12 protein-coding genes are annotated in these 13,560 nt (G+C 69.0%); 8 read left to right on the forward strand and 4 right to left on the reverse strand.

The genetic code is table 11. The annotated features are described in order from the left end of the window. Window positions 1–202: 202 nt before the first annotated feature. The 3 genes from QZV72_RS14120 to QZV72_RS14130 are packed head-to-tail and all read right to left on the reverse strand — an operon-like array spanning window position 203 to window position 3,546. On the reverse strand, window positions 203–2,044 hold the full coding sequence (locus QZV72_RS14120) for a phosphoenolpyruvate carboxykinase (GTP) (protein WP_297009319.1): 1,842 nt from the start codon (window positions 2,042–2,044) through the stop codon (window positions 203–205). A gap of 48 nt (window positions 2,045–2,092) precedes the next feature. Further along, window positions 2,093–2,467, reverse strand: coding sequence for a DUF6802 family protein (locus tag QZV72_RS14125; RefSeq protein WP_297009320.1), 375 nt, complete (start codon window positions 2,465–2,467; stop codon window positions 2,093–2,095). Beyond that, window positions 2,464–3,546 (reverse strand): hypothetical protein, encoded by a 1,083-nt coding sequence (locus tag QZV72_RS14130; protein WP_297009322.1) that lies wholly within the window; start codon window positions 3,544–3,546, stop codon window positions 2,464–2,466. Before QZV72_RS14130 ends, QZV72_RS14125 begins: the two co-directional genes overlap by 4 nt. 92 nt (window positions 3,547–3,638) lie before the next feature. Here QZV72_RS14130 and trmB point away from each other — a divergent pair, with 92 nt between their 5' ends. Genes trmB through QZV72_RS14155 form a run of 5 tightly spaced genes read left to right on the forward strand, consistent with a single transcriptional unit; the run spans window position 3,639 to window position 9,187 of the window. Continuing rightward, window positions 3,639–4,457 carry a tRNA (guanosine(46)-N7)-methyltransferase TrmB gene (trmB, locus tag QZV72_RS14135; RefSeq protein WP_297009324.1) on the forward strand — a complete coding sequence of 273 codons (819 nt, stop codon included), beginning with the start codon at window positions 3,639–3,641 and terminating at the stop codon, window positions 4,455–4,457. After that, window positions 4,457–5,146 (forward strand): NYN domain-containing protein, encoded by a 690-nt coding sequence (locus QZV72_RS14140; RefSeq protein ID WP_297009326.1) that lies wholly within the window; start codon window positions 4,457–4,459, stop codon window positions 5,144–5,146. The genes trmB and QZV72_RS14140 overlap by 1 nt, the downstream gene beginning before the upstream one ends. A 41-nt stretch (window positions 5,147–5,187) precedes the next feature. After that, a complete protein-coding gene (locus QZV72_RS14145) occupies window positions 5,188–7,545 on the forward strand; it encodes an MMPL family transporter (RefSeq protein ID WP_297009328.1) in 2,358 nt (785 codons plus the stop codon). Between the two features lie 4 nt (window positions 7,546–7,549). Beyond that, on the forward strand, window positions 7,550–8,770 hold the full coding sequence (locus QZV72_RS14150; protein WP_367119107.1) for a flippase-like domain-containing protein: 1,221 nt from the start codon (window positions 7,550–7,552) through the stop codon (window positions 8,768–8,770). A 9-nt stretch (window positions 8,771–8,779) separates the two neighbouring features. Next, window positions 8,780–9,187: a DUF3054 domain-containing protein gene (locus QZV72_RS14155; RefSeq protein ID WP_297009329.1), complete on the forward strand. Its 408-nt coding sequence runs from the start codon at window positions 8,780–8,782 to the stop codon at window positions 9,185–9,187. On the opposite strand, the gene QZV72_RS14160 is transcribed toward QZV72_RS14155, so the two are convergent. Further along, window positions 9,171–10,100, reverse strand: a complete 930-nt coding sequence (locus tag QZV72_RS14160) for a LysR family transcriptional regulator (protein ID WP_297009330.1) — start codon at window positions 10,098–10,100, stop codon at window positions 9,171–9,173. The genes QZV72_RS14155 and QZV72_RS14160 overlap by 17 nt on opposite strands. A gap of 65 nt (window positions 10,101–10,165) precedes the next feature. Here QZV72_RS14160 and QZV72_RS14165 point away from each other — a divergent pair, with 65 nt between their 5' ends. From QZV72_RS14165 to QZV72_RS14175, 3 genes are all read left to right on the forward strand, one after another. Then, window positions 10,166–11,380, forward strand: a complete 1,215-nt coding sequence (locus QZV72_RS14165; RefSeq protein WP_297009331.1) for an MFS transporter — start codon at window positions 10,166–10,168, stop codon at window positions 11,378–11,380. A gap of 132 nt (window positions 11,381–11,512) precedes the next feature. Continuing rightward, window positions 11,513–12,082, forward strand: a complete 570-nt coding sequence (locus QZV72_RS14170) for a DUF6230 family protein (protein WP_297009332.1) — start codon at window positions 11,513–11,515, stop codon at window positions 12,080–12,082. Beyond that, window positions 12,082–13,479 carry a DUF6114 domain-containing protein gene (locus QZV72_RS14175; RefSeq protein ID WP_297009333.1) on the forward strand — a complete coding sequence of 466 codons (1,398 nt, stop codon included), beginning with the start codon at window positions 12,082–12,084 and terminating at the stop codon, window positions 13,477–13,479. Before QZV72_RS14170 ends, QZV72_RS14175 begins: the two co-directional genes overlap by 1 nt. Window positions 13,480–13,560: the final 81 nt, after the last annotated feature.

Raw genomic sequence — 13,560 nt, forward strand, 5'->3', positions numbered from 1 at the left:
CCAGCGGCGGTGCGGAGGTCCACCGCCCCGACCGACCCGGTGACGCCGGCAGCCCCGGTGACCGCGAGATCGCGGGCGAGGTCAGGGGTGCAGGAATCGTGGAAATGTGCCATCACGGCCCACTCTACGTCGTGACCCCGAACCCGACCCCCCGACGCGAAAAACCCCGTGGACAGGGCCCTCCCGGGAAGCCGGGAACCCCCTAGACCCCGGCCTTCTCTGCAGCCACGGCAGCCTCGACGCGCTGCTTCAGCGCGGCGAACTGGTCGTGGATCTCCTGCGGCACCTTCGGACCGAGGAAGGTGAGGTACTCGTCGTTGTCCTCGATGTCGTTGGCCCACTGCGCAGGCGGCGCGGTGAGCGCCTCGCGGATGTCAGCCTCCGGCTCCTGGACCCCCTCGAGATCCAGGTCCTCGTAGCGGGCGGTGTGGCCGACGACGGTCTCCTCGGCGCCGACACGACCCTCGATGCGGTCGACGACCCACTTGAGGACGCGGGAGTTCTCGCCGAAACCGGGCCACAGGAAGCGACCGTCCTCACCGCGGCGGAACCAGTTCACCAGGAACACGGCCGGCATCTTGTCGCCGCCCTTCTTACCCATGTCGATCCAGTGCTGCAGGTACTCACCGGCGTTGTAGCCGATGAAGGGCAGCATCGCCATCGGATCATGGCGCAGGGAACCGACCGTGGCCTCGGCCGCGGCGGCAGTCTGCCCGGACGCGAGCAGCGCACCGACCATCGTGGCGTGGTCCCAGTCGTAGGTCTGGGTGACCAGCGGAACCGTGTCGGCACGACGTCCGCCGAAGAGGATGGCGTCGACCCTGACACCCTTCCAGTCGTTGAACTCGGGCGCGGCGGTCGGGCACTGCGCGATCGGCACGCAGTACCGGGAGTTCGGGTGCGCCGCCTTCTCGGAGGACTCCGGGGTCCAGTCCTCGCCCTTCCAGTCGATGAGGTGGGACGGGGCGTCACCCATCCCCTCCCACCAGACGTCACCGTCGTCGGTGAGCGCCACATTGGTGAACAGGGTGTTGCCGGCGTCCATGGTCTCCATGGCGATGGGGTTGGACTTCCTGCTGGTTCCCGGCGCGACACCGAAGAAACCGTTCTCCGGGTTCACCGCGTAGAGGTGCCCGTCCTCACCGAACTTCATCCAGGCGATGTCGTCACCGACGACCTCCGCCTTCCACCCCGGGATGGTCGGGGTGATCATCGCGAGGTTGGTCTTACCGCAGGCTGACGGGAACGCGCCGAGCACGTGGTAGGCCTTACCCTCCGGGCTGACCAGCTTGAGGATGAGCATGTGCTCGGCGAGCCAGCCCTCCTGCTCCGCCATGACGGACGCGATGCGCAGCGCGAAGCACTTCTTGGCCAGGATGGCGTTTCCGCCGTAACCGGAACCGTAGGACCAGATCTCCTCGGTGTCCGGGAACTGGGTGATGTACTTCGTGTCGTTGCACGGCCAGGCGACGTCCTCCTCGCCGGGCTCCAGCGGTGCGCCGACGGAGTGGAGGCAGCGGACGAAATCACCGGTGGCGCCGATCTTGTCGAGGGCGGCCTGCCCCATGCGGGTCATGATGCCCATGGACAGCACCACGTAGGCGGAGTCGGTGAGCTGCACGCCGAGCTTCGGCCGCGGGTCGTCGATCGGCCCCATGCAGAACGGCACGACGTACATCGTGCGGCCCTTCATGGCCCCCTTGTAATGGCCGGTCATCTCCTCCTTCATCGCCGCGGGCGGCGCCCAGTTGTTCGTCGGGCCGGCCCCCTCCTCAGTCTCGGAACAGATGAAGGTACGGGACTCCACACGGGCGACGTCGGCCGGGTTCGACCGGGCGAGGAAACTGTTGGGCCGCTTCTCCTCGTTGAGTTTGACGAGGGTTCCGGCGTCCACGAGCTCCTGGGACAGTCGGTCACGCTCCGCCACGGAGCCGTCGACGAACACGACCTGCGACGGCTCGAAGAGAGACACCGCATCGGTGATCCACTGCAGCAGTTCCTCATTCGTGGTGGGTGCCTGGCCGACGAGCCCGGGGATGGTCATGAATTCTCCTGACAAGGGTGGTGAGTATCGCGTCTTTACCTTCCCAGCCTAACCCCAGCCCCCCCGTTCCACACATTCCCACCCTCCCGTTGTCCAGTTATCCGTGGGAGCGGTGGGGGTGCCGGGGGGTTCACCTGACTGTCCGGTACGTTCCCAGTTCGACCAGGATCCGTCGAAACCCACCACGGACAGCCGGTCCACGTGCCCGTCGCCGTCCGTGTCGGCGCACACGGCCATCCCGCGGTCGTCGGTGAGCGTCACGGCGTCCTCCACCGCGTCCACCCCCAGATCATGGGACGGCGGCAACCCGTAACTCACGTCGCCGATGTCGAGGATGAGATGCCCCCCGGCCCCGTCGGGGCCGACCTGCTCCAGTCCGTCCAGACCGCTGAGCCCGTCGGGCGCGAACCAGTCGCCGTTCATCGTGCCACCCCCGTGGTCTCCACCACGATGGCGTCCGCCACCGTCGGCACGCGCAACCGGGAGACCACCTCCGTGGCCACGGCACCCCACCGCCGACGGAGGTGCGCGGCGCCCGCCGCCCGGTCTCGTTCGCGACGCGCCCCGGTGAGCATCCTGCGTCTCACCAGGGCCAGCGTCACGGCGACGACCAGCCCCACGAGGACGCCGACCACGGGCCCTGCCAGCCGGCCCGCCGCCACCGCCGCGGCGAGCCCCGCACCACAGGACGCCATGAGTACCAGCAGCTCCCGTTGCCGGTCGCCGCCGGAGGACAGGGGCAGCGGAAGCACGGGGGACGGGGCGGTCGCAGCGGATGCGCCGCCGGACGTCGGCCCGGTGGACAGGTGCGGCCACTCCACACCGTGCTCCAGGACGGTACAACGCAGCCGGGCACGGAACAGGGCGTCGAGCCGGGACCGACCAGCCGCCGTCGCCGCGTCACCGGCAACCACCCCGCCGGGGTGTTCCAGCAGATCGGCTGCATGTCGTTCCGCGGTGAGACGGACGGCGACCCTGACCCGGTCGACGCGGTCGACGTCGGCACGGCGGGCGTCGGAGACCCACCGGGGCACATCGATCCAGTGGTCGACGACGACATCCACGAGGCGGTCGAGGCTGACCCGGTCAGTTGACGCACGGCCCCACCGGACGACCGTCACGCCGGGTTCCGGGGTCGGGGCGCCACCCGTGTAGAGGATGCAGCCACCCATGGCATCGCGAACGGCACGGACGATCGCGGCGTCCCCGCCGCCGTCCCCGCCGTCCCTGCCGCCGTCCCCGCCGTCCGTGCCATCCTCCCCTGGCTCGCCGGACTCCCCCGGCTCGCCGGGCACCCCGGTTTCCCCGACCCGCTCCTCTCCGCGGGGAGTCCCCGCCACCACCGCAATGACACCGCCGGCGGTGTCCGGACCGGCGCCGATCACGAAACGCCGGCCCGGCACCCTCTCCTGCAGGGCCGCGGCCACCGCCGCGACCTCCTCACGGTGCGGTCCGATGACGGACACGATCGTCGGCACCGCCGGTGCGTTCACTGTGCTCACAGTTTCCTCCCCCGCCCGACGCCACCGCCGGACCGTTCGCTGTCCCGGCGATCATGCCGGTGTTGTTTCCCCTGCGCTGCTGTTCTGCCACAATGGCAGGGATGTCTACTACTGAAAATTCCCCGGAGTCCCCGCAGGAACCTGATTCCTCCCGAGCCACCCACCGTGGTCGGCCGCTCCAGACAGAGTTTAACGACGGTCGCGATTATCCGCGACTGGGTAGTTTCAGCTTCCGTCGCGGCACCCTCACCGACAACCAGGAGAACACCTGGAACGCGAACTGGCCCCACCTCGGCCGCGTCCTCGACGAGAACCCCGTCACCGCCGACGACCAGATCATCGACCTCGACGACTGGTTCGGCCGCGCCGGCCACGACACGATCGTCGAGATCGGATCCGGCACCGGCACCTCCACCGCGGCGATGGCCCCGCTGGAGACCGACCACAACATCGTCGCCGTGGAGATCTACCGCCCCGGGCTCGCCAAGCTGCTCGGAGCGGTGGTCCGCGGCGGGATCACCAATGTCCGCCTGGTCAAGGGTGACGGCGTGGAGGTGCTGCAGCGCATGTTCGCCCCCGGCACCCTCGCCGGGGTCCGCGTGTTCTTCCCGGACCCGTGGCCCAAGGCCCGACACCACAAGCGGCGGATCATCCAGACCGGCACACTGCACCTCATCGCCTCGCGTCTGAGACCGGGCGGGATCCTGCACGTCGCCACCGACCACGCGGACTACGCGGAGTGGATCGACGAGCTGGTGAACGCCGAGGAGGACCTGGAGTACCTCGGCTGGCCCGAGGACCGGGAGGTGACGGTCCCGGTGCTCACCGACCGCCAGATCATCACGAAGTTCGAGGGCAAGGGCCTGGACAAGGACCATGTCATCCGCGAGTACCTCTGGCGGCGTCGCTGATGAACACCACCTTCTCCTACTCGGAGGTGCCGGAACGCCGGCCCGTCGTCCTGCTCGTGTGGGACGCCCCGAACATCGACATGGGGCTCGGTTCCCTGCTCGGGACGCGACCGACCGCCGCGCACCGTCCCCGGTTCGACGCGGTCGGCCGGTGGCTCATCGGCCTGACCGCCGACATCGCCGAAGAGTTCCGCGGCGGTGCCGGGGGTGCAGCCTCCGACACCCGGGACCCCGGCCCTGAACCTGAGCCTGAGGCGACGGTGTTCACCAACGTCGCCCCCGGGTCCGCCGACCAGGTCCGCGGCTGGGTCGACGCCCTGCGCAACGTCGGTTTCGCCGTCTTCGCCAAACCGAAGACCAGTGAGGACTCCGACGTCGACCCGGACATGCTGGCGCACATCCGGCGGCGGCACGACGAGGGCGTCCTCGACGGGCTCGTCGTGGCCAGCGCCGACGGCCGCAACTTCCGGGAGACGCTGGAGGAGCTCGCCGACGAGATTCCGGTGACCGTCCTCGGTTTCCGGGAGCACGCCCACTGGGCGGTCGACAACCCCGTCCTCGACTTCGTGGACCTCGAGGACATCGAGGGCGTCTTCCGGGAACCGCTGCCGCGGATCAGTCTCGACACCCTGCCGGACGGCGGCGCCTGGCTGCAGCCCTACCGTTCGCTCAGCAGCCTGCTCGGCTGACGTCCTCCGGCCCTCCCGGCCCCTCACGAAAGGAATCCACGTTGTTCACCAGATGGGGAGACACCGCCTACCGCTGGCGGCGGGTGGTCCCGGTGGTCGTCGTCGCGGTCATCGCCCTGCTGTACCTGCTCGTCGGCACGAAACTCGACGACCGGATGAGCTCGGAGGGCTGGGATGACCCGCACAGTGAGTCGACCCGCGCCGCCCAGATCGAGCAGGACGTCTTCGGCCGCGACGCCTCCGGTGACGTCATCCTGCTGGTCACCCGCGACAACCCGGACGTCGACCTGTCCTCCGAGGAGGTGCGCACCACCTTCACCCGGCAGCTCAACGCGATCTCCGCGTCCCACCCGGACCAGGTCCGCCGGACCCTCAGCTACTTCGACAGCCGACAGTCGCAGCTGATCACCGCCGACGGCTCCGCCGCCTTCGCCTCGGTCAGCCTGCAGGGTGTCGAGGACCAGGTGCTGAAGAACTACCGGGAGATCGAGGACGCCCTGCACACCGTCAAGGTGCCCGGCGCGACCGTGGAGGTCGCCGGAGCGACGGCGGTGTCCGGGGCGCTGGACACCGGCATGAGTGACGACATCGCCCGCGCCGAGGTCATCGGTCTGCCGGCCGTGGCCCTCCTGCTCATCCTCGTCTTCGGATCGATCGTCGCCGCCTGCATGCCGCTGCTCGTCGGCGTGCTGTCGATCCTCGGGTCGATGGGTGTGCTCTCACTGCTCGCCGACATCACCATGGTCAACACCTTCGCCCAGTCGGTGGTGACGCTGCTGGGCCTGGGTCTGGCGATCGACTACGGCCTGTTCATGGTCTCCCGCTTCCGGGAGGAGCTCGCCGAGGGACGTGACACCCGCACAGCGGTGCGCAACACCACCGCGTCCGCCGGGAAGACCGTGGTCTTCTCCGCGCTCATGGTGGCCGTGGCCCTGTCGAGTCTGCTGCTGTTCCCGCAGGCCTTCCTCAAGTCGGTGGCCTACGGTGCGATCTCCGCGGTCGGACTGGCCGCACTGCTGTCCGTGATCGTGCTGCCCAGTGTCTTCGCCCTGCTCGGCCCCAACATCGACAAGTGGTCCCTGTTCCACCGCGGCCGCACGAAGGACGCCACGGTCCACTCCTGGTGGGGACGCGTCCCCGCTTTCGCGATGCGGCACGCCAAGGTCCTCACGGTCGGTCTGGTGGGCGTCCTGCTGCTGCTGACCCTGCCGTTGGGCGGGGTGAGGTTCGGCGGTATCAACGAGACCTTCCTGCCACCGGACGATTCCACCCGCGTGGCGCAGACCGACTTCGACGAGAGCTTCCCCGAACTGCGCACCGATCCGGTGAAGCTGGTCATCCGACAGGACGACGGCGGTTCCTCCGCGGTCGGCGCCGTGTACCAGCAGGCCAACGCGGTCGAGGGACTCACCGCCCCGTTCCAGGTCAGTCAGCCCACGAAGGACGGGGTGACGGTGCTGTCCACCGGCATCGCCGACCGGGACGACAACGACCGCATCGTCAACGCCCTGCGTGACATCGACGTCGACGGGGCGGAGGTGCTGGTCGCCGGGACCCCGGCGATGGAGGTCGAGTCCATCGACGCACTGTTCGGGAAACTGCCGTGGATGCTGCTGTACATCATCGTCGCGACGTTCATCCTGCTGTCGCTGGTCTTCGGCTCGGTGATCCTGCCGGCGAAGGCGGTGATCATGAACCTCCTCGGCACCGGCGCCACCCTCGGGATCCTCACTCTGCTGTTCGTCGACGGGGTCGGCGCGGACCTGTTCAACTTCTCGCCGGGTCCGCTGATGAGCCCCGTGCTGGTGCTCATCGTGGCGATCGTCTACGGGCTGTCCACGGACTACGAGGTCTTCCTGGTCTCCCGGATGGTGGAGGCCAGGGCACACGGAGCGACGACGAAGGAGGCGATCCGCTTCGGTACGGCGACGACCGGCGGGATCATCACCGCCGCCGCCGCGATCATGATCGTGGTCTGCGGCGCCTTCGGCTTCTCCTCGATCGTGATGATGAAGTACATCGCCTTCGGCATGATCGCCGCCCTGGTCATCGATGCCACGGTCATCCGCATGCTGCTGGTGCCCGCACTGATGGCCCTGCTGCGCGAGGACTGCTGGTGGGCACCGGCGTGGGTCACCCGCATCTCGGAGAAGATCGGGCACAACGAACGGCTCGAGGGGCTGGACGCCCCGGTGGATCCGGAGTCCACCGGGCAGTTCGCCGCCGCAGACGCCGGAGCCGACGGCCGTGAACCGGGAGCCCGGGAGCCCGCCGTTCCTGAGCCCGACGGCCGTGCGTCCGGGAACCGTGGATCCGGGGCCCACGAGGACGGCCCCGTCCCCTTCGCAGAGCTCATGGCCCGGCTGGAACGCGACCGCCACGGCGAGGGGAAGGGGTGACCCGGTGGCCGATGCAGAGGTTTCCGACGGCACCGACGGCACGATTGTCCGGGTGACCGGCCGCTGGCGGCGCTTCACCCTGTTCATGAAGGACTTCCGGGTGCGGGCGCTGCTCACCCTGGCACTCCTGGTGGTCATCGGTTTCGCCGCACGCGGTCACTACCACCTCTTCGCCGACGGCTGGGACGCCATCAAGAAGGCCAACAACTGGTACGTCGTCGCCGCCTGCGTGGCGATGCTGCTGGCCATGGTCGCCCAGGCCGAGGTGATGGTCGTGCTGCTGCGCTCCGCCGGGGTGACGGTGAAGCGCAGCTCCGCCAACGCCCTGGGCCTGGCAGCGAACGCCTGGTCGGCGACGTTCCCCGGCGGCCCGGCGATCTCCGCGGCGATGATCTTCCGCGAGCAGCTGAAGTGGGGTGCCACCCCGGTCATCGCCAGCTGGTACATGGTGCTCTCCGGGGCGCTGTCCGGGGCAGGTATGGCGATCCTCGGCTTCGGCGCGATGTTCTTCCTGAGCGCAGATGTCCACCCCTACTCCATGGCCTTCACACTGCTCACGCTGTGTCTGCTGGCCTGGGGAATGAACTGGATCGCCAAGCACCCGGACAGTGTCGAGTCCTGGCTGCTGCGCGTCCTCACCTGGTTCAACCGGAGGCGCAACTCGCCGGAGGACCGGTGGCACGACAAGGTCGTCGGTTTCGCCGACCAGCTCAGCGCCGTCCGCCTGTCACCGGCACGCCTCTTCTCCTCGGTCACGCTGTCCCTGCTGAACTGGATCACCGAGATCCTCTGCCTGCTGTTCGTCATCCACGCCGTCGGGGCGAGTCCCGCGGTCTCCGGGGTGGTCCTCGCGTTCATCACCGCCAAGCTCGTCGGCCAGGCACAGGTGACCCCCGGCGGTCTGGGACCGGTGGACGCCGCCCTCACCGGCATGCTCGTCGGCGTGGCCCAGATGGGGTCGTCCACGGCCTTCGCCGCGGTGATCGTCTTCCGCATGATCAGCTTCCTCGGCCTGGCCATCATCGGCTGGCTGGTGTTCCTGTGGACCTTCGTCCGCGACTCGGTGGACACCCAGCACTTCCCCACCCTCCGCCAGATCGCGAGCGGGTCGGCCGCCCGGGGGGAGAACGCCCTGCCCGGCGCCCCCGGCGCACCAGACTCCGCCGGCGAACCCGACACGCCCGGCACCCCCGCAGCGGACACGCCCCGGCCACCGTCCAACTAGACTGACCCCATGTCCTCCAAGGAACCCTTCGGGCCGACCTCCGCCACTGCCGGCCTCAGCACCCGCAACGCCGTCATCGCCGACGTCATCGCGGTCCTGGTCTTCGCCCTCCTGGCGCGGATCGCGCACAACTCCGACGAACTCCCCCTGTCCTTCGGCGGCTGGCTCGACACCACCTGGCCCTTCCTCGTCGGCACGGCCCTCGTATGGGGGCTCATCGTCAGCGGACGTCTCCACCCCGCCCCCGGGTCCGCATGGGTCATCGTCGCGGTCACGTGGGTCGTCGGCATGGTGTTCTGGGGCCTGCGGCACACCGAGTTCCCGCACTGGTCCTTCATGATCGTCGCCGCGGTGATGCTCATCGTCCTGCTCATCGGCTGGCGCGTCGTGGTGTCCCGGATCACCGCCCGGCGCTGACACCACCGGGCTCGCCACCATCCACCACGAAATCCAGGAACGCCGCAACCGGTGGGGCCGGGGTACCGTACGCCGACCACACGACGCCGAGTTCGCGGCGTCGGTCGGTGGCCAGCGGAATGACCTGCATCCCGGGCAGCTGCAGGTTCGGGTCGTCCAGCGGCAGCAGTGCCACGCCCAGTCCGGCCGAGACCAGTCCCGCGACCGTGGTCAGCTCCATGGACTCGAAGACCAGGGTGGGGCGGAAGCCGGCGTCCTCACTGAGCTGGTCGAGGATCATCCTGGTCCCGAACCCCTCCAGCATGGCGATGAAGGGCTCGTCCCGCGCATCGGCCAGGGCGATGGAGGTGCGGGGACGCCCCGCCGAGTCCACCGCCAGGGGATGCCCCTCCGGGACCGCCAGCCCGAGGCCCTGCTGGGCCAGTTCCCACCACCGCACCTGACCGGCGCGGATCTGCCCGACCGGCTCCGGTCCGACGAGTGCGAGATCGGACGTCCCCTCCACCACCCGGTCGATGAGCTGCCGTGCCGCGCCCTGGACCAGCTCGAAACGGACCGTGGGATGCTCCGCGCGCCAGGCCCGCAGCAGGTCGGGGACCATCCAGGTGCCCAGCGAGTGCATGAACGCCAGACGGACCGTGCCGCGTTCCGGGTCGACGGCCCGGCGCACCTCCTCGACACCGCCCCGCCAGATGTCACGGGTGTGTTCTGCGGCCGCCGCGAGGATCTCGCCGCGGTGGTTGAGTACCAGGATGCGTCCCCGCCGGTCGAAGAGGTCGGAGCCGACCTCCGCCTCCAGTCCGGCAAGCCGGCGGGACAGGGAGGACTGACTCAGTCCGGTGGCCGCGGCGGTGTCCGCCATGTTCTCGGTCTCCACGAGGTCGAGGAACCATCCCAGATCATCAATGCGCATATCGGGACAATACCCGCTGACTGTTGCATTTTGCGGGGTTTGTCGCGCCGCGCACCATGGGTCCCATGACAGCGTCCATCCCAGACACGCCCGGGCGGACCCCGGGACTCTCCCCCGGAGACCCCGGCTACCGTCGCGTCATGGTGGCCGCGGCGACCGCGGGTCTGGCGTCCTTCAACGCCATGTACCTCACCCAGGCACTGCTCCCGTCGATCAGTGAGGACCTGCACGTCTCACCCACCACCGCCGCGCTGACCGTCTCGGCGACGACCGGACTGCTCGCCGTCACCGTCGTGCCGGTGAGCATCATCTCCGAACGGGTCGGACGCCGCCGCGTCCTCCAGGTCTCCGTCCTGGCCGCCACCGTGCTCAGCCTCCTGCTGTGCCTCGCGCCCGGCATCGGCGCACTGATCGGTCTGCGCGCCCTCCAGGGCGTCGCCGTGGCCGGGGTACCCGCAGTGACGATGACCTTCCTCGCCGAGGAGATCCACCCGGCGCACCTGGGTCGGGTGATGGGCCTCTACATCGCCGGCACCTCCCTCGGCGGTCTCCTCGGACGCCTCATCCCCTCCTGGTTCCTGGAGATCACCGACTGGCGCGGGGCCGCACTGGCCGGCGCGACCGTCGCCCTTCTCCTCGGTGTGGTGTGCGCCTGGGCACTGCCGGCCCAACGCAACTTCACACCGAAGCGGATCACGCTGCGCCACGAGATCACCGCCCTGGGCCGTCACTGGCGCAATCCGCGGCTGGTCCCGCTGTTCATCCTGCCGTTCCTGCTGATGGGCGTCTTCGTCTCGCTGTACAACTACCTCGGATTCCATCTCACCGAGGACTTCGGCCTGTCCGGACTGTGGGCCGGCATGGTGTTCGTCCTCTATCTCTCCGGCACCTGGTCCTCGACCCGGGCCGGGACGCTGGCCGCGAGGTACGGGCCCGGACGGGTGCTCAGCGGGGCGTCACTGCTGTCGGTCATCGGCCTTCTCATCGCGCTCGTGCCGAACCTCGTGGTGACGGTGGTCGGTGTCCTGGTGTTCACCGCGAGCTTCTTCGCCGCCCACTCGACGGCGTCCTCCCTGGTCGGGGCGCGGGCCGCGGGCGATCGGGCGGAGGCGTCCTCCACCTATGTGATGAGCTACTACCTGGGATCGTCGATCCTCGGCTGGGGCCTCGGCCACGTCTTCGACCTGGGCTGGTTTCCACTGGTACTGGCCCTTGCGGGAGTGCAGGTCCTCGCACTGGCGCTCACCGTACGGGCAGGTCAGCGGGAGACTGCCAGATGACTCCGGAAAAAATATCCACATTGTGCAAGAAAACCGTTGTGGGGCGATAAGATGACCCGGACAAGGCTGTGGCGGACCGACCGCCTTTCACCAGTGACATACGCCGCTGACGGCGACAACGGAGGAAACACAATGGGACACATCAAGGGCAAGCGCTTCGCCGGCATTCTCGCCGTCGGGCTCCTGGCCACCGGGGGCATGGGCGTCGCGGTGGCGCAGGGCGGCATCTCCGCCAACCTCGCGCTGTCCAACACGATCTTCTCGCAGAAGGTCTCCGCCCTCGACGGTGACGACGCCGCCATCTTCGTCGGCGTCGACAAGCTCAACGGCGGGGACACCGCCGTCGCCCGCCTGCGCTTCAAGAAGGCCACCGTCACCGACATGTGCATGGCCGCGCCGATCAAGCTCCCGGGTCTCGGCGAGAAGAAGTTCCAGATGATCGTTCCGGGCGCCAACACCAAGGCCGACAACCTCATCATCGGCGCTCCCGGCCTCAACGGCGGCATGACGCTGACCAACCCGCAGATCGGTGTGGACGCGTCACAGCTCGAGGATGAGGCGTCCGCCGGCCAGTGGGGTCTGCACGCCGACAACATCTACGGCTTCGACCAGACCATCAAGGCGACCTCCATCTCCGCCGACAAGCTCACCGCCGCCGGTGGCAAGGTCTCCGTCGTCGACGCAGACAAGGCCGAGTGCTGATGTCCGACGCCTCCACCCCGGACACCCCCACGGACGTGACCGCGCCCGTGACCGGTGCTGAGGACGCGGCGACCGGTGGAGCTGCGTCCACCGCCGACTCCACCTCCACCACGGAGAAGCTGGAGAAGGGGAACCGCCGGTTCACCCGGTGGCGCAGGCGCCGCCCGTTCGCCGGTGGCCTGCTGACGATCCTCGCCGGTGCGTGGATCCTCACCCCGGCCTACCTGAGCATGGAGATCTCGAACATCCAGATCCAGGTCTCCACGCTCGGCGGTGTCTCGACCCTCGTCATCGGCATCCTGCTCATCGTCTGCGGCCTGATGACCTGGTTCCGCAGCGAGGTGCGTATCTTCACCGGTGTCGCCGCGATGGTCCTCGGAATCGTCGCACTCCCCCAGTCCAACCTCGGCGGCTTCATCATCGGCACCCTCCTCGCCGTGATCGGCGGCGCCCTCGCCCTGGCGTGGGTGCCGCAGACCAAGGCGGACGCCAAGGCCGAGAAAGCCGAGAGGAAGGCCCGGCGCGGAGCGGGCCGCCGGACGCGGCAGAACGGCGGTAACGGCACCGCAGCCGGTGCCTCCGGTGCCGCGGCAGCTGTCGTCGCCGTCGTCGCCGCCCTGGCCGTCGGTGTGGGTTCGCACACCCCCGAGGCCAATGCCCAGCTGCCGGCACTTCCGGACCTCCAGCTGCCGACGATCCCCGGCCTGACGGACAACGGCGCCGGCGACGGCGACGGGGAGACCCCGACGGCCCCCGCACAGCCGACCCTGCCGGAGCTCCGGATCCCGGAGCTCCCGTCACCGGGTCTGCCGGACGGTTCCGACCTCCAGGGCCAGATCGACGGTGGTCTGGAGGCCCTCGGGGTGGAGATCCCGGGCCTGAACGTCGAGCCGCCGGCACCGCTGGACACGCTGCCGATCTCCGGCCAGACCTTCATCATCAAAGCCGACACCACCGACATGACGCCGAACATGAAGATGTCGCTGGTCACCGTCGACACCTCACAGGGCCCGAAGAAGGCCTTCCGGATCGACTCGGACCGTACCGTCCTGACCAACCTGCAGACGCAGTTCCCCTCCGCGGCGGGCAGTCCGCTCCCCGACTTCGGTCAGGACACGCAGGGCACCACGAGCATCCTCAGCGGGAACTTTCACATCATCATCAAGAAGATGACCATCACTGCCCAGCTCATGGGCGTGAACACCCAGATCCCGATCACGCTCGACGCCGACTGGGCACCCGACCAGATCGTCGCGGAGCTGTCGAAACTGGGCCTGGGTCTGCCGGACTTCCTCTCCGGCCAGACCACCATCCTCAACGGCACCATGGAGACCTACCTGGTCACCGCCGACAAGCTGGAGGCCCCGACCAACTCGATCGGGCACTGGGCGCACTAGCGGGCTCTCCGGGCCCCCGGTACAGCCCGTGCCCGTCCCCACAACCCGGCGGTCACCGGCGGCCACCGGCACATCTGAGCC

It is taken from the genome of uncultured Corynebacterium sp. (assembly GCF_902782855.1).
GTDB lineage: Bacteria > Actinomycetota > Actinomycetes > Mycobacteriales > Mycobacteriaceae > Corynebacterium.